We start from the raw sequence: 16,606 nt of genomic DNA on the forward strand, positions 1-16,606 counted from the left end.
AAGCGTCACGCATTATGCCTCTGGCATCGAAAAGAGGGAGCAAACCATGTCCGACAGTTTCGCGCGCTATCCAAGCCTTGACGGCAGAACCGTGTTCATCACCGGCGGTGCCTCAGGCATCGGTGCCGAAATCGTCAAGGCATTTGCGGCTCAGGGCGCCAAGGTGGGGTTCATCGATCTCGATGACGCGTCTGCCGATGCGCTGGTGTCTGACATCGACGGCACCATCGCTTGGGAGAAAGCCGACCTGCGCGACATCGAAGCGTTGCGCGCGGCGTTCGAGCGGTTGAAAGCCAAGCTCGGACCGGCTTCCATTCTCGTGAACAACGCAGCCCGCGATGACCGGCACGACTGGCGCAAGGTCACACCCGAATACTGGGACGAACGCCAGGCGACCAACCTGCGGCACATGTTCTTTTCAATTCAGTCCGTTGCACCTGACATGATCGCTGCCGGAGGTGGGTCGATCATCAACATGGGATCGAACAGCTGGTGGGAAAAAAGCGGCAACATGCCCGCATACACCACAGCGAAAGCGGCCGTTCATGGCCTCACCCGCACGATGGCGCGCGATCTGGGGGAGCACCGCATCCGTGTGAACACGGTTGTCCCCGGATGGGTGATGACCGACCGACAGAAAGAGCTTTGGGCAGAGCCGGAAGCGCTCGAACGGCATCGCCAGAAGCAATGCCTGCCCGACCTGATCGAGCCGGTCTACCTTGCCCGAATGGTGCTCTTTCTGGCTTCTGACGACGCGGCGATGTGCACGGCGAACAATTACATGGTCGAAGCCGGATCGATCTGAGCGGCGCGCCGCCGGTCACGCGAACGTGGCTTTCAGTTGAATTGTCCCTGCCGCAGGGTGCCATCACTGCAAGAGGAGGGGTTTGAATGAAGCACGTAATTTTGGCCGTTGGTTTGGCGCTCGCCGCCACAACGGCAACCGCTGGCGAAAACGGCATGATCCAGAAAGACAGCGCGCTTGGCGTGACCGAGACGGTCGATGCGATGGTGTCCGCCATGGAAGAGGCCGGCATCACCATCTTCGCCCGCGTCGACCACGGGGCCGGGGCCCAATCGATCGGTGAGGACGTTGGAGAGATGCAGCTTCTGGTCTTCGGCAATCCGAAGGTCGGCACGCCCGCGATCAAGGATGACCCCGTGGCAGGCCTGTATCTGCCGCTGAAAGTCTTGGTCTACACCGATGGTATGGGGGCGACCAAGATCGTCTACGAAGAACCCGCCGCGATGCTTGGCAAGCTGGGCGGTGTGTCCGACGACGCAGCATATCTCAATGTCATGGCCGGTGCGCTTCAGCGCTTCACCGATGGGGCGTCGCAGTAGACAGCCGTCAATCGGAACGCAGCGCGGCCAAAGCTTCTTCGAGATCAATCGCGCCGTCGTAAAGCGCGCGGCCCGAAATCGCCCCGTTCAGCTGCGCGCCGCAATCGCGCAGCGCGATCAGGTCGTCGAGGGATGAGACACCTCCGGACGCGATGACCGGGATCGACACCGCGCGCGCCAGATCCGCCGTGGCCTCGACATTCGGGCCCTGCATCGCGCCATCGCGGTTGATGTCGGTGTAGATGATCGCCGCAACGCCCGCGTCTTCAAAGGATCTCGCAAGGTCAGTGACCATCACGTCGGTCTCTTCCGCCCAGCCTTTCGTCGCCACGCGGCCGTTACGGGCATCGATGCCGACGGCAACATGGCCCGGAAAGGCTTTCGCCGCCTCGCGCACCAGATCGGGGTTTTCCACGGCCACCGTGCCGAGGATGACCCGCTGCAAACCCTTGTCGAGCCATCGTTCGATGGTCGCCATATCGCGGATGCCGCCGCCCAGCTGTGCTGGCACCTTTGTCCGCGCGAGAATGGCTTCCACCGCCGCGGCGTTCACCGGTTCACCTGCGAACGCGCCGTTCAGATCAACGAGATGCAGCCATTCGCACCCGGCATCGACAAACTCCATCGCCTGCGCCGCCGGATCGTCATTGAACACGGTCGACTTCTCCATATCGCCCCGCAAGAGGCGCACGGCCTGTCCGTCCTTCAGGTCGATGGCGGGGTAGAGGATCATGGCGGGTCTCCGGGCAAAAAAACGCCCCCGCGCTTTGACATGACGGAACGGCACATGCAACGCGACCCAGCGTCAATCTTGATCGGTGGGCTTTGGTGAGGTGAGGATTTGCCACCACTCTGAGGAGGAGACCAACATGAAACTAATGACACTCGCCGCCGGCTTCGTGCTGGCCGCCACCGCAGCCATGGCCGACCCGGTGGTCGGCACCTGGAAAACCCAGCCGGGCGACGATGGCAATTACGGGCTTGTGACCATCAACACGTGCGGCGCAGAGATCTGCGGCGTGCTGGGGCAGGGCTACGATGCCAGCGGCAAGAAGATTTCGTCGCCCAATATCGGACGCCAGATGATCTGGGGCATGAAGGCCCAAGGCGGCGGCGCCTACAAGGGCGGCAAGATCTGGGCACCGGATCGTGACAAAACTTACAATTCGAAGATGACCCTGAACGGCAACACGCTGAAGGTCGAGGGTTGTGTGCTTGGTATCTGCCGCGGCCAGACCTGGACGCGCGTGAACTGATCCTGTTTCGCGGCGACTGCGTCGCCGCGACCGGCTGGGGGGCGTTGCCCCCCAGACCCCCAAGGTATTTGGAAAACAGAGAAGCCCATGGGCGCCATCGGTTGTCCCGGCTTTGGCACTGCTCCGCGAGATCGCTTTCGAAGGCGATTGGCAGAGCGGGCCATCTCAAAACAGGTCGTCACGTCAACTTTCAGGGCCGAGACGCAACATCACGGTTTTGGCGTAGTTCTGACGATTTCCTCTGGTTCGATGCGGCGCATCAAATGAGAAGGCCGTCGTCATGGACCTGTCAGAATTCGAACGCCGCGCGGCGGCGGTGATGCCGAACATGATCGTCACGGATGAAAGCGGCGCGCCGTCGCTCTCGCCCGAGTTTCTCGCCTTGCATGATGACGTCATGGAGGCGCTTGGCGATAACCCGGAGGATTCAACGCTGACGCAGCTTGCGGAAGCGTTGAGCGGGCTGCGGTTGACCTTGAGCGATCCGGACATCGCCGCAGAGACACTGAACGCGCTGCGGAACCCGCCGCCGCCACAGCCGCCGCTCTTCGACGCGATCGAGACCGGCGATGTATCTCAGATCCGTGCGGCGCTTCATGGCTGCGATGTGAATGCCCGGTTCGGAGAGTACGACAAGACCGCCCTCTATCATGCTGTGACCGAATTAGACGGCCTGTCGCTCGAGGTTGTGCACCTGCTTCTCGATGCCGGGGCCGACCCGAGATTGGGGCTGACGGACAGCAATGTGCTGCACGGGCTGGGGTTCGCCCGCACGCGTCATCTTGCTCCTGAAGATCTTGCCGGATTTGTCACACGCTGTGTCGACCTTGGCGCAGATCTCGAACACCGTACCTGCAGACTGCAATGGACGCCGCTCATCACCGCAGTGTCGGAATGGGAGCCGGTCGCGACCGAGGCGCTGTTGATGGTCGGTGCGGACATCACCGCTTGCGCAGGCGACACGGGGAAAGGGTGCTTTTCGGGCGCTAGCGTCTGGGATTTCGCCAACGGCCATGACGAAACGCTTGCCGTGCTGAACACCTACGCCAAGCGGCAGTAGATCAGGGCGTCCAGGTCAGGAAGTTGGCGATCATCCTCAGCCCGGTTGCGGCGCTTTTTTCCGGATGGAACTGGAAACCGATCATTGTGTCCCGCGCGACAATGGCCGTGACATCGCCACCGTAATCCACATGGGCAAGTCGCTGAGCGGGCGTTTCGACGCGCATTTGGTAGGAATGCACGAAATAGGCATGCTCGCCCGTCTCGACGCCCTCCAGCACGGCATGTGGTTGGTCAATCACCAGATCGTTCCACCCCATATGTGGCACTTTCAGCCCGCCCGCGGGTGTGATCCGCTCGACCACCCCGTTGATCCAGCCCAGACCGTCTGTCGGCTCGTATTCCAGCCCCTGCCGCGCCATGAGCTGCATGCCGACGCAGATGCCAAGGAAGGGGCGTCCCTTCGCCTCCACGGCCTCGACCATCGCGGCGAAGGTGCCCGCCGCGCGCAGGGCCTTGGCACAGGCCGGGAAAGCCCCGTCGCCCGGCAACACGATCCGGTCGGCGCGCGCCACGACATCGGCCTCTGCCGTCACCACGACCTCGCCTGCGCCAACCTCGGCCGCCATGCGCTGGAACGCTTTCTCAGCCGAATGCAGGTTGCCGCTTTCGTAATCGATGATCGCCGTGAGCACTTACAACGACCCCTTTGTCGACGGGACGGCGTCCGATTTGCGCGGGTCAACCTCAAGCGCGTCGCGCAGCGCGCGCGCCACCGCTTTGAACGCCGCCTCCGCGATGTGATGGCTGTTCACGCCGTGCAGCTGGTCCACGTGCAGCGTGATCCCGCCATGGGTCGAGAACGCCTGAAAGAACTCGCGCACCAGCTCGGTGTCGAACGTACCCACTTTAGCTGTCGGCATTGCGACATTCCACACGAGGAACGGGCGCGCGGACAGGTCCAGTGCCGCGCGCACCAGCGCATCGTCCATCGGCAACAGGCATGACCCGTATCGCACGATCCCGCGCTTGTCGCCCATGGCTTGCGTCAAGGCCTGCCCCAGAGCGATGCCCACATCCTCGACCGTGTGGTGATCGTCGATATGGGTGTCGCCCTCGCAGCGCACGGTCATGTCGATGAGCGCATGGCGGGCCAGCTGATCCAGCATGTGATCGAAAAAGCCGACACCTGTCTGGTTGTCATACGTTCCCGTGCCGTCGAGAGAGATCTCGACAGTGATCTTCGTCTCGGCCGTGTTTCGGGTCACTGTGGCGTTGCGCATGTGCCTGTCCTTCGCTCATGTCAGCGGCCTTATAGGCGCGCGCCCCGGCAGCGCCAAGGCCCCGTTGCAATTGCGGTTCCATGCGTGTTTCCTCGGCACGACCTTGCAGAACCTATTGCCATGACCCAGCATCCCATTCGCACCGCCAGAGCCGATGACGCCGACGCGCTGGGAGTGGTCATGTTTCGCGCCATCCATGAAGGCGCCAGCCCCTACACAGAGGCGCAGCGCACCGCGTGGCTCGCCCGCCCCAACCGCGGTCCCGATTGGGCTGACCGGCTCGCTGCGCAATTCGTGGTGCTGGCCGCGCCGGACGCGATTACGGGCTTCATGACGCTGACGCCCGCTGGCCACATCGACCTGGCCTTTATCCTGCCGGACGCGCGTGGGCAGGGGCTCTTTGCCGCGCTTTTTGCGCGGATCGAGGCCGAGGCCCGACGGAAGCGCATCCTCCGGCTCACTACACATGCCAGTCTCATGGCACAGCCCGCCTTTGCCCGGCAGGGATTTGCCATCGAACACCACGAAACGATCGAAATACAAGACCATAGACTGGCGCGCGCGGCGATGTCCAAATCTCTGTGAAGGAAGGTCGATGGAGCGGGCGAGGCGATTCGAACGCCCGACCCTAACCTTGGCAAGGTTATGCTCTACCCCTGAGCTACGCCCGCGCTGCCATCGATCAGACCAGATTGGAGCGGGCGAGGCGATTCGAACGCCCGACCCTAACCTTGGCAAGGTTATGCTCTACCCCTGAGCTACGCCCGCATGCCAATCTTGGTGAGGCGGATTTAGTGGGTGACGGGGCAGGGTGCAAGAGGAAAATTCCGGGTGTGGATCTTGGCGGTCCGGGTGGTGTGGCAGAGCAGCAGAGATCGCTATGCCGCCCGAACCTGCCGTCATACGGGCCAGGAAAAACGGCCTGTTGTGAATGTGCCGAAACGTTTGAGGCAGCGCGTCCTTCCTTGAACTGCCTATCAATTCAAGGTCCCGGTCGCTTGTCCGGCTTGCTCGGGCACGGGGGTGCTCACCGACAGCTTGCGTGCGATGTCCTTGTTGAACAACGCGCTGATTGCATTGGAAATGCGGGGCGATTTGTCCATCAACGCTTTGAGTTTTGCGCGATCCCAACGAACATATTCGGTTCCCTTTTGTGCGATCACGTCCGCCGTTGCGGGACCGTCGATCAGGAATGAGATCTCGCCAATGAAATTTCCAGGTCCGATCCACGCATCTGTCCCGTCCCGAAAAAGGTGCATTTGTCCTGCTGAGACGAGGTAAAGACTGTCGGGTCGCACACCTCGCGTACAAATCCGGGTCTCGGCTTCGGCCGTCACCCAATCTGCGTGCTTCATGATCCGCCGGAACTGTCCCGGATTGAGCGTCGGGAAGGAAGCGTAGAGTGCCAGCATCGTCGCATTCATGCCCAGGGTTGAACGCTCGTGAAGGATCACACCGATCATGAACAGGTTGGTGACGCCGATCACCGAGCTGGCCCAAATGGCATCCCAAAGCGGCGCCTCGGAGACATAGTAGTAGTAAACGATGTAGCAAAACGTACCTGCGAGAATGAGAAGTCGCAGCCATAGCTCATTGCGGGCAAGCAGACCCCATACGTAGAAGAACAACGCGACGTGTACGAAAAACTCTGCTGAGAAGAATTGAGAGGGGTCCACTGGCATCCTCGCGGTAAAGGCCTTGGATGTGCTAGCAAGGCAGGGTCACCTTGGCAAAGCATTCCTTCACGGCGAACCGTGATCGGATTTCTCAATCTGGGCGGCACCTTAGAGAGCACCGCATATACCTGACGACAGCCTCAGCCCTCATGCGGACCAGTGGGATTGGTCGCGTGTATCCTGACTGCGTGGGTGATGCCCGGCAGAACGATATCCCCGATGGGCTGCAGATCGCGTTGTGCCAATTCTGCCGCCTGCGGGCCGACAAGAACATCGACCGACCGCGTTTTTGCCACCTTCTCCAACCGGGACACGACGTTCATAGCGCCACCAACGGCCGTGTAGTCCATCCGCTGGTCGGTCCCGTGGTTGCCAACGCTGCATTCCCCGCTTTCGACAATAGCGACAGCTTCCATCGGTTCGGCCAACTGTCGTAGGCGTGTTTGAATCGCCAAGGCCGTGTCAATCGCCAGATCGGCATGATCTTCCTGCAGGAGTGGTGCGTTCCAGAAGGCCAGCACGGCGTCGCCCAGATATTTGTCGATTGTGCCGTTGCGGTTCATGATTTCTTCCGTAGCCACGGCAAGGAAACGGTTCACATGTGCTGATGCGGCATCCGACCCATGCACTTGCGCATAGGTCGTGAAACCGCGCAAATCGACCAGGAGGACGGAGATCGTGCGGGTCTGAACCGCCAGATCTCGTCCCTCCGACGCCATGAGGGTCTCCACCACCGAGGGCGAGAGAAACTTCGAGAACTGCTCTTCGACCTGTCGCACGCGCCGCACGCCATCATCGGTCAGCATGCGCATCACCTGAAGCCCATAATGCGCGAATAACAAAACCGCGACCGCAAGTGCCGACATCGCGGTTGTCAGTTGCAGCGTCCAAGAGACAGCCGAGGTTGCGTAGGTCTGTTCTGACAGGGTTTCGGCTTCTGCCATCAGGGTCAGCACGGTTCGCACAATGGCCAAAACGGCACTCAAAGCGAGGGCCCAGAGTATCGCGCGTTTCAAACCTGCCGGTGCGTGCGGCAGGACGCGGAACACGGCATAGAGCAAGATGGCCGATACGCCGAAGGTCATCACAACCGTCCGCATGATCAGGTCGGGTTGCACATGCCGAAACCAAAGAACGCCGAGAAACACCGCCAGCCCAGCACCGGTAATCGACCGCCACGGGACATCCCGGTCGTTGACCTGAAACAGCCCGGCCGCAAAGAACACGGCGGTCGACAGATACGGAATGTTCGTCAGGTATGTGGCCACCACTGGGTCAAAACTGACCCGCAACCAGTCGAGCGTTAGTGCACAGGCAAGGCTGGCATAGCTCGCGGCGAAGTAAATCGCCGACCGCAAATGCGGAAAGCGACGCTGCACCAAAAGGAAACTGATAGAAAACGTGGCCAGCAAAAACGGGCCGAGCAACTGAAAATAGGTCAAACGAAGCCGTCCATGAAACGATGGCTCCGTTATACGTGGTTTGGTCAGCGACGCCAGCCGTCGTGCGAGGCTGCACGCGGGTGGGTTTGGGACAGTCGCAGACATGATGCCAAGGCGCTAGGTTGAGGCGTCCTTCACGCGCCAGTGTTTTCCGGCCCGGAACCCGAATGGCGCGTCGGGGATCCTTCAAAATCACCCCACAGGGCTTCCGGTGAGGCTGTAAATGCGGGCCAGATACCCTACGTTCACCGGCATGATGCGACGACGTACTTTCAACCGATACCTCATGGCCTGCGGTCTTGCCGCGCCGTCCCTTGTGCGGGCGGAAAGATCGGACACGCTCAGAGCCGCGATTGCGGGTTTGCCTCAACTGCATTCGCTACAAGTGCAGCGCAATGCCGACCTGCTGTTCGCCGAGGCCCCGCGCGGGCCCGGTCTGAATGCACTGGCGAATATCAAGTCCTGTTCCAAGAGCATCGTTGCGTTGCTCCTTGGCGTGGCCATCGACCGGGGGGCCATACCATCCGTCGACGCCACCCTTACCGAAGTTGCGCCGCGGCTTTTGGGGAGTAGCGCCACGGAGGGGGCAGGCCGGATCACCATGGAGGACCTCGTTACACTGCGCGCTGGCTTGGAACGGATGTCGGGCCCGAATTATGGCGCTTGGGTGAGTTCAAGCAACTGGATCGCGCACGCACTCAGTCGGCCGATGGTGGCCGAGCCGGGCACGCAGATGCTCTATTCCACGGCAAGCACACATATCCTCGGCGCTGCGCTGACCGAGGCCACCGGAGACAGCCTCCTCGGGCTTGCGCGGACGCATCTGGGACGCCCGATGGAGATCGAAATCCCCGCCTGGACCCGGGATCCACAGGGATATTATCTCGGCGGCAACCAGATGGCGTTGCGTCCCACCGCGATGCTCAAGATCGCGGCAATGGTGCGCGACGGCGGCGTGTTCGATGGGCGGCAGATTGTGCCGGAAGCGTGGATCGACGCATCAGTCGAACCACGCACGCGCTCGCGATGGTCCGGCCTTTCCTATGGCTATGGCTGGTTCCTGTCACGCTCGGGCTATGTTCTGGCACGCGGGTATGGCGGGCAGATCATTGCAGCCCATCGCGCGCGTGGTCTGGCCGTTGCGATCACTTCAGACCCGACTCAACCTGCACGGTCCGGTGGGTACTTCGGCGACCTGATGCAACTTCTCGACGGCCCGGTACTTGAGATGGCCTAGGACGGACGCGCAATTGCGACCTTTTAGCCCTCCAACTCCACCAAAAGATCCTTCGCGTCGATCTGTGCAGCTACCTGAACGTGGACCGCTTTCACCACCGCGTCGCGTTCGGCGTGCAGGCCGGTTTCCATTTTCATCGCCTCGATGGTCAAAAGCAGATCGCCTTGTTTGACCTTTTGCCCCGCTGACACGGCTATGGAGGCGACAACGCCCGGCATCGGTGCGCCGATGTGGTTGTCATTGCCGACCTCCGCCTTCGGTCGGGCCGCGGTCACCGCCTTCGCCTTTCGGTCAGGCACGCGGATCGTGCGGGGTTGGCCGTTCAACTCAAAAAACACGCGCACTTCGCCGTCGTCCTGGGTCTCTCCGACCGCGATCAGCCGGATTTCGAGCGTCTTACCGGGGTCGATTTCGGGGCTGATTTCCTCGCCCTGTGTCATGCCGTAAAAGAACGTCTTCGTCGGCAGCACCCGCACGGGGCCATAGGTGCGGTGACGGCCCATGTAATCGAGGAACACCTTGGGATACATGAGGTACCCGTTCAGATCCTCGTCATCGACCAGCTTTCCCTCAAGTTCCGCGATCAGCTTGGCGCGGGTCTCTTCGATATCCACGGGTTCGGCGTGTTTGCCGGGACGGTCAGTGAAGGCTTTTTCGCCCTTGAGGATCTTCTTTTGCAGCTTCTTCGGCCAACCGCCCGTCGGCTGACCAAGGTTGCCTTTCATCATGTCGACGACGGAGTCGGGGAAACTGACATCGGTGTCCGCATCTTCAACATCCGCCCGGGTCAGGCCCTGGCTGACCATCATCAGCGCCATGTCACCCACGACTTTGGAGGACGGCGTGACCTTCACGATGTCGCCGAACATCTGGTTCACATCGGCATAGGTCTGCGCGACCTCGTGCCAGCGTTCCTCCAGCCCCAGCGACCGCGCCTGCGCCTTGAGGTTGGTGAACTGCCCGCCAGGCATTTCGTGCAGGTAAACCTCTGATGCCGGGGCCTGCTGGCCGGTCTCGAACGCCGCGTATTGGCCGCGCACCGCTTCCCAGTAGTTCGAGATCTCGCGAATGGCCGAGATGTCGAGATCGGTCGCGCGGTCGGTATGGCGCAGCGCCTCTACCACGGAACCCAGCGTCGGCTGCGAGGTGTTTCCCGAGAGTGCATCCATCGCTGCGTCGACCGCATCCACGCCCGCCTCTGCCGCCGCCATGATAGAGGCAATCGCGGCACCGGACGTGTCATGCGTGTGGTAGTGGACTGGAAGCCCAAGCTCTGCCTTGAGCGTCTTGACCAGTGCTGTCGCGGCGGCTGGTTTCATCAGCCCCGCCATGTCCTTCAACCCGAGCACATGCGCGCCAGCGGCCTTCAAATCCTTACCCATCTGCACGTAGTATTTCAGGTCATACTTGCTGCGGTCTGGATCGTTCAGATCGCCGGTGTAGCAGATCGTGCCTTCGAGAATACGGCCCGTATCCAGAACCGCATCCATGGCGACACGCATGTTTTCAACCCAGTTCAGGCTGTCGAAGACGCGGAAGACATCGACGCCTGTCTCGGCCGCCTGTTTCACAAAGAACTGCACCACGTTGTCGGGGTAGTTGGTGTAGCCGACCCCGTTCGCCCCGCGCAAAAGCATCTGCGTCATGATGTTGGGCATGCGCGCGCGCAGGTCGCGCAGGCGCTGCCACGGGCATTCCTGCAGGAACCGGTAGGCCACATCAAAGGTCGCACCGCCCCAGCACTCGACGCTGAACAGTTGCGGCAAGTTCGCGGCATAGGCGGGTGCCACCTTGATCATGTCGATGGATCGCATCCGCGTGGCAAGTAGCGACTGGTGCCCGTCGCGCATGGTGGTGTCGGTGATCAGCACACCCTTCTGCGCCAGCATCCAGTCCGCGACCGCTTGCGGACCTTTCTCTTCCAGCAGCGTCTTGGTGCCGGGCGGCGGTGTTTCGACCCGCAGCTTTGGCGCGCGGGCCGGTTTCAGATCCTCGGCGGGTTTCGGACGCCCTGCGACCTCGGGATGCCCGTTCACGGTGATATCCGCGATATAGGTCAGCACCTTCGTCCCTCGGTCCCGGCGCTTGGAGAACTGGAAGAGCTCGGGCGTCTCGTCGATGAATTTGGTCGTGTACTGGTTCGACAGGAAGGTCGGATGCTTGAGCAGGTTCTCCACAAACGCGATGTTGGTCGACACACCCCGCACCCGGAACTCGCGCAGGGCGCGATCCATCCGGGCAATCGCTTTTTCGGGTGTCGGTGCCCAGGCGGTGACCTTGGTGAGAAGCGAGTCGTAGTACCGCGTGATGACCCCGCCCGCGTAGGCCGTGCCGCCATCCAAACGGATGCCCATGCCCGTGGCCGACCGGTAGGCGGTGATGCGGCCATAGTCTGGGATAAAGTTGTTCTGCGGGTCCTCGGTGGTCACACGCGTCTGCAACGCATGGCCATTCAGACGGATATCGTATTGCGAGGCTTTGCCGGTGGCCTCCGCCAGTGATTTCCCCTCGGCGATCATGATTTGCGCCTGCACGATGTCGATGCCGGTGACCTCTTCCGTCACCGTGTGTTCGACCTGCACGCGTGGGTTCACTTCGATGAAGTAAAACTTGCCCGACTCCATATCCATCAGGAACTCGACCGTGCCCGCGCATTCGTAATTCACATGCGCGCAGATCTTGCGGCCCAGTTCGCAAAGCTCTTCGCGCTGGGCTTCTGACAGATACGGGGCAGGGGCGCGTTCCACCACCTTTTGGTTGCGGCGCTGGACCGAGCAATCGCGTTCGTAAAGGTGGTAGATGTTGCCGTGGCTGTCGCCAAGGATCTGCACCTCCACATGCCGCGCGCGGATGATCATCTTTTCGAGGTAGCCTTCGCCGTTGCCAAAGGCAGCTTCGGCCTCGCGGCGGCCTTCCAGCACCTTTTCCTTCAACTCGTCCGGCCCGTTGATCGGGCGCATGCCCCGACCACCGCCGCCCCAGGACGCCTTGAGCATCAGCGGATAGCCGATCTCGGCGGCCTCTTTCGCAATCGCCTTGAAATCGTCGCCCAGAACTTCGGTCGCGGGGATGACCGGTACGCCCGCCTCAATCGCGACCTTCCGCGCCGACGCCTTGTCACCAAGCGACCGCATGGTTTCCGCCCTGGGACCGATAAAGGTGATCCCATTGGCCGCGCAGGCATCCACGAGATCGGGGTTTTCCGACAGAAGCCCGTAGCCCGGATGCACCGCATCCGCGCCGCTTTGCTTGGCCACGCGGATGATCTCGTCAATCGACAGATACGCCGCAACCGGTCCCATCCCCTCACCGATCCGGTAGGCCTCGTCGGCCTTGAAGCGGTGCAGGCCCAGCTTGTCTTCCTCGGCATAGACGGCGACCGTCTTTTTGCCCATCTCGTTGGCGGCTCGCATGATGCGGATGGCGATCTCGCCGCGGTTGGCAATGAGGATTTTCTGGAAATCGGGCATGGCAGCGGTCCTGACCTTTGTGTCTTCGGTCTGCTTATTCAGTATTCAGTGCGTTCTCAACTCGTAGAACTGGGTATGCGCCGATTAAACCGGCGACACGAACGCCTTGCCGCGCAATTCAGCAGGCCGCGTGACGCCCAGCTGGCCCATATTGGCTTCCATGTCCTTGCGAAGGATATCCACCATATGGGGCGGGCCGTCCGTGTCGAGTGCGCCAAGCGCATAATGCCACGCACGACCCAGCATCACGAAATCCGCGCCAAGCGCAATGGCGCGCAGAATGTCCAGACCGCCCTCTACGCCGCTGTCCATGATCAGGGGCACCTTGGTCGCCTCGCGCATGGCGGGCAACGCCTCGATGGGGGCGGGGGAGGCGTCGAACTGGCGGCCCGCATGGTTCGACAACCAGATCGCATCGACGCCCATTGCCTCAAGCCGCGGCGCGTCCTCGGCGTTCAGCACGCCCTTGACGAAGAACGTGCCGTCCCAGGCATCGCGAAGCCATGTCACGTAATCCCAATCCGGAGAGGTCCGCAGCAGGTAGCCCGCGTGTTGTGTCGAACTCAGTCCCGTCACCTTGCCCGCGTAATCGTCAATCAGCTTCATGCGCGGCATCGCACCCATGGCGGAGGTCTTCATCGCCCAAGTCGGACACATCGCGATCTGCGCCAACAAGCGCGGCGTCAGCTTCGGCGGCGTCGTCAGGCCTGACCGAACCTGCCGTTCCCGCCGGGACGGAACCGGCACATCGACGGTCAGGATGAGGGTCGAAAAGCCTGCATCCTTCGCCCGCTTCAGCATGTCCGACCGAATGCCCTCATCACGCGGCGGGTACATCTGGAACCAGCCATTTCCGTCCAGACGCGGCGCGACCTCTTCAGGTGTCCGTGTCGCAACGGTCGAGATGCTGTAGGGGATCTTGGCATTGGTCGCCGCCCGCGCCAGTTTGCGCTCCGCATCGGGCCAGATCAGGCCCGACATGCCCACGGGGCTGATCCCGAACGGCGCACTATAGGTCTGACCGCACAGCGTGGTGCTCAGATCGTACGAGATTTCACCATGCAAAACGGACGGCGTGAACAGCACCCGATCCAAAGCGTCCCTGTTGCGCTGCAGCGTCGCTTCCTTGCCCGTCGCGCTGTCGAGATACTCCCAGACGAATTTCGGGATCCGCCGTCTGGCACGGGCCTTGAGATCGCTGATCGCGGGATAACGGGCATGCAAATCCATAGCGGGCATTTGGAGCAAAGCCGCGGTATTTGTCCAGCGGCGGATTTTTCCGGGAGTCCGCGCGTTTCCGGGTACGAAAAAGTGCCTGTGGATATGTGAACATTATCAGAACATCTTTATCTCTTGTTGCGGCGGCGCTATCTTCGCGCGCATGAGCAGTTTCGATGAAATGGAGGCGTTCGAAAGCGCCTCTCTGTCCGCCCGCGCCATGGCCGCGCGCCCGCAGCCCTATCTGGACGATCTCAACCCCGCGCAGCGCGAGGCAGTCGAGTTGCTGGATGGCCCGATTCTGATGCTCGCTGGCGCAGGCACCGGCAAGACCAAGGCGCTGACCACGCGGATCGTGCATCTTCTGAACACCGGCCGCGCCCGTCAGAACGAAATTCTGGCGGTCACCTTTACCAACAAGGCCGCGCGCGAGATGAAAGAGCGGGTCGGGCGGCTTCTGGGCCAAACGGTTGAAGGCATGCCGTGGCTTGGCACGTTTCACTCGATCTGCGTCAAACTCCTGCGCCGTCACGCCGAACTGGCGGGGTTGAAGTCGAACTTCACGATCCTCGACACCGACGACCAGCTTCGGCTTTTGAAGCAACTGGTGCAGGCGGCTGGAATCGACGATAAACGCTGGCCCGCGCGACAGCTTTCCGGGATCATCGACAACTGGAAAAACCGCGCGATCACGCCTGACAAGGTGCCGGCCGCCGATGCGGGCGCGTTCAACCACGAAGGGCCGAAGCTCTACGCGCAATATCAGGCGCGATTGAAAGAGCTGAATGCCGTCGATTTCGGTGACCTGCTCTTGCACATGGTCACGATCTTTCAGGCGCATCCGGATGTGCTCGACCAATACCAGCGCTGGTTCAAATACATCCTCGTTGACGAGTATCAGGACACCAACGTCGCGCAGTATCTCTGGCTGCGACTGTTGGCCGGTGGTCACAAGAACATCTGCTGCGTCGGCGACGATGACCAGTCCATTTATGGCTGGCGCGGGGCCGAGGTGGGCAACATCCTGCGGTTCGAAAAGGATTTCGAGGGCGCGCATGTGGTGCGGCTGGAACAGAATTACCGCTCCACCCCGCATATCCTTGCCGCGGCAAGCTCGGTCATTCGCGGCAACGCCGCGCGTCTGGGTAAAGAGCTTTGGACTGACAAGAACGAGGGCGAGAAGGTGCGCCTGATCGGTCACTGGGACGGCGAGGAAGAGGCCCGCTGGATCGGTGAAGAGATCGAAGCGATGCAGGGTGGGACGCGGGGCATGCGCGGCATGTCCCTTGACGAAATGGCCATTCTCGTCCGCGCCAGCCACCAGATGCGCGCCTTTGAAGATCGGTTCCTAACGATCGGTCTGCCCTATCGCGTGATCGGCGGCCCGCGCTTCTACGAGCGGATGGAGATCCGCGATGCGATGGCCTACTTCCGGCTGGTTGTGTCGCCTGACGACGATCTGGCGTTTGAGCGGATCGTCAACACGCCCAAGCGCGGTCTTGGCGACAAGGCCCAGCAAACCATTCAGACCGTTGCGCGCGCCAATGGCGTATCGCTGGTCGACGGCGCGGCGCTGGCGGTGGAGCAGGGTCTGATCAAAGGCAAAGGTGCAACCGAGCTGAAACTGCTTGTCGAGAACCTCGCGCGTTGGTCGAGCATGACAAAAGGCCAAGCAATCATTGAAGACAGTGACGAGTTGCTTGACGATGGATCACAGGTTCTGAACACTGTCCGTTTTGGAGAGCCAGAAGTATCGCATGTGGAGCTTGCGCAAATTGTCCTCGACGAATCCGGTTACACCGCGATGTGGCAGAACGACAAGACACCCGAAGCGCCGGGGCGGTTGGAAAACCTCAAAGAACTGGTCAAGGCACTGGAAGAATTCGACAATCTCCAGGGTTTCTTAGAACATGTCAGCCTGATCATGGACAACGACAAGGGCGGTGACGGCGAGAAAGTCTCGATCATGACGCTACACGCCGCAAAGGGACTCGAATTCCCCGCCGTGTTCCTTCCGGGATGGGAGGACGGACTGTTCCCATCGCAGCGGTCAATGGACGAGTCGGGTCTCAAGGGCCTCGAAGAGGAACGCCGTCTGGCCTATGTCGGCATCACCCGCGCGGAAGAAATTTGCACCATCTCTTTCGCAGCCAATCGGCGCGTGTTCGGCCAGTGGCAGTCGTCCTTGCCGTCACGGTTCATCGACGAATTGGACGAGGCGCATGTGGATGTTCTGACGCCGCCTGGCCTATACGGTGGCGGCTACGGCGCGGCCGGAATGGCTTCACCGGTCACGCAGGCGATGGCCGGGTCGGACCTTCACGAAAAGGCGGCGGAAGCGAATGTCTACAACTCTCCCGGCTGGCGGCGTTTGCAGGCGCGTTCGGCCGAACGCCCGCTCAGCCAACCGCGCGAGACCCGCAACACGGTGATCGACGCCTCCGCAATCTCGGCCTACACGCTGGGTGAACGAGTGTTTCACCAGAAATTCGGCTACGGCGCGGTAGTCGGGATCGAGGGCGACAAGCTCGAGATCGAGTTCGAAAAAGCGGGCGTGAAGAAGGTTGTGGCCAAATTCATCTGCAGCGCGGATGACGTCCCGTTCTGACAAACTGCTGAAGGTCGGCGAAACCCGTCGTTGTGGACGAGTTGCTTCGCGGTTCGCCGTCGCACACGGCCAA

Annotated in this window: 14 protein-coding genes and 2 tRNA genes; 7 read left to right on the forward strand and 9 right to left on the reverse strand. The window is 61.5% G+C overall.

All coding sequences use genetic code 11. The annotated features are described in order from the left end of the window. Positions 1–46: 46 nt before the first annotated feature. Complete coding sequence (locus BUA42_RS04830) at positions 47–805, forward strand: SDR family NAD(P)-dependent oxidoreductase (RefSeq protein ID WP_072776509.1); 759 nt, start codon at positions 47–49, stop codon at positions 803–805. A gap of 86 nt (positions 806–891) precedes the next feature. Then, entirely contained in the window at positions 892–1,344 is a 453-nt protein-coding gene (locus tag BUA42_RS04835; RefSeq protein ID WP_072776510.1) for a DUF302 domain-containing protein, read from the forward strand. Positions 1,345–1,351: 7 nt separating this feature from the next. On the opposite strand, the gene hisA is transcribed toward BUA42_RS04835, so the two are convergent. After that, positions 1,352–2,077 carry a 1-(5-phosphoribosyl)-5-[(5-phosphoribosylamino)methylideneamino]imidazole-4-carboxamide isomerase gene (gene hisA / locus BUA42_RS04840; RefSeq protein ID WP_072776511.1) on the reverse strand — a complete coding sequence of 242 codons (726 nt, stop codon included), beginning with the start codon at positions 2,075–2,077 and terminating at the stop codon, positions 1,352–1,354. 136 nt (positions 2,078–2,213) lie between these two features. Between hisA and BUA42_RS04845 the strand changes: the two genes are divergently transcribed. Next, positions 2,214–2,600, forward strand: a complete 387-nt coding sequence (locus BUA42_RS04845) for a DUF2147 domain-containing protein (RefSeq protein ID WP_072776512.1) — start codon at positions 2,214–2,216, stop codon at positions 2,598–2,600. 280 nt (positions 2,601–2,880) lie between these two features. Then, positions 2,881–3,660, forward strand: coding sequence for an ankyrin repeat domain-containing protein (locus BUA42_RS04850; RefSeq protein WP_072776513.1), 780 nt, complete (start codon positions 2,881–2,883; stop codon positions 3,658–3,660). Position 3,661: 1 nt separating this feature from the next. Here BUA42_RS04850 and hisH read toward each other — a convergent pair whose 3' ends face one another. Together hisH and hisB are read right to left on the reverse strand one after the other, a co-directional pair. Beyond that, positions 3,662–4,294 (reverse strand): imidazole glycerol phosphate synthase subunit HisH, encoded by a 633-nt coding sequence (gene hisH, locus BUA42_RS04855; protein WP_072776514.1) that lies wholly within the window; start codon positions 4,292–4,294, stop codon positions 3,662–3,664. Continuing rightward, complete coding sequence (gene hisB, locus BUA42_RS04860) at positions 4,295–4,882, reverse strand: imidazoleglycerol-phosphate dehydratase HisB (protein ID WP_072776515.1); 588 nt, start codon at positions 4,880–4,882, stop codon at positions 4,295–4,297. A 120-nt stretch (positions 4,883–5,002) separates the two neighbouring features. On the opposite strand from hisB, the gene BUA42_RS04865 reads away from it, so the two are divergent. Next, a complete protein-coding gene (locus tag BUA42_RS04865; protein WP_072776516.1) occupies positions 5,003–5,467 on the forward strand; it encodes a GNAT family N-acetyltransferase in 465 nt (154 codons plus the stop codon). An 11-nt stretch (positions 5,468–5,478) separates the two neighbouring features. On the opposite strand, the gene BUA42_RS04870 is transcribed toward BUA42_RS04865, so the two are convergent. The 4 genes from BUA42_RS04870 to BUA42_RS04885 form a co-directional block, all read right to left on the reverse strand. Then, positions 5,479–5,553: transfer RNA gene (locus tag BUA42_RS04870), tRNA-Gly, on the reverse strand. Between the two features lie 22 nt (positions 5,554–5,575). Next, positions 5,576–5,650 (reverse strand) — tRNA-Gly (locus BUA42_RS04875). Between the two features lie 209 nt (positions 5,651–5,859). Continuing rightward, positions 5,860–6,558 (reverse strand): Crp/Fnr family transcriptional regulator, encoded by a 699-nt coding sequence (locus BUA42_RS04880; RefSeq protein WP_178346851.1) that lies wholly within the window; start codon positions 6,556–6,558, stop codon positions 5,860–5,862. Between the two features lie 140 nt (positions 6,559–6,698). Then, positions 6,699–8,000 carry an adenylate/guanylate cyclase domain-containing protein gene (locus tag BUA42_RS04885; RefSeq protein ID WP_178346852.1) on the reverse strand — a complete coding sequence of 434 codons (1,302 nt, stop codon included), beginning with the start codon at positions 7,998–8,000 and terminating at the stop codon, positions 6,699–6,701. Between the two features lie 253 nt (positions 8,001–8,253). Here BUA42_RS04885 and BUA42_RS04890 point away from each other — a divergent pair, with 253 nt between their 5' ends. Then, positions 8,254–9,237: a serine hydrolase domain-containing protein gene (locus BUA42_RS04890; protein ID WP_072776519.1), complete on the forward strand. Its 984-nt coding sequence runs from the start codon at positions 8,254–8,256 to the stop codon at positions 9,235–9,237. 23 nt (positions 9,238–9,260) lie between these two features. Here BUA42_RS04890 and BUA42_RS04895 read toward each other — a convergent pair whose 3' ends face one another. Both BUA42_RS04895 and BUA42_RS04900 read right to left on the reverse strand, forming a co-directional pair. Next, on the reverse strand, positions 9,261–12,707 hold the full coding sequence (locus BUA42_RS04895) for a pyruvate carboxylase (protein ID WP_072776520.1): 3,447 nt from the start codon (positions 12,705–12,707) through the stop codon (positions 9,261–9,263). Between the two features lie 84 nt (positions 12,708–12,791). Next, entirely contained in the window at positions 12,792–13,937 is a 1,146-nt protein-coding gene (locus BUA42_RS04900; RefSeq protein ID WP_178346853.1) for an alpha-hydroxy acid oxidase, read from the reverse strand. 151 nt (positions 13,938–14,088) lie between these two features. Here BUA42_RS04900 and BUA42_RS04905 point away from each other — a divergent pair, with 151 nt between their 5' ends. After that, positions 14,089–16,533, forward strand: coding sequence for an ATP-dependent helicase (locus tag BUA42_RS04905; protein WP_072776522.1), 2,445 nt, complete (start codon positions 14,089–14,091; stop codon positions 16,531–16,533). The last annotated feature ends 73 nt before the right edge of the window (positions 16,534–16,606 follow it).

It is taken from the genome of Marivita hallyeonensis (assembly GCF_900129875.1).
In the GTDB taxonomy this organism is placed as follows: domain Bacteria; phylum Pseudomonadota; class Alphaproteobacteria; order Rhodobacterales; family Rhodobacteraceae; genus Marivita; species Marivita hallyeonensis.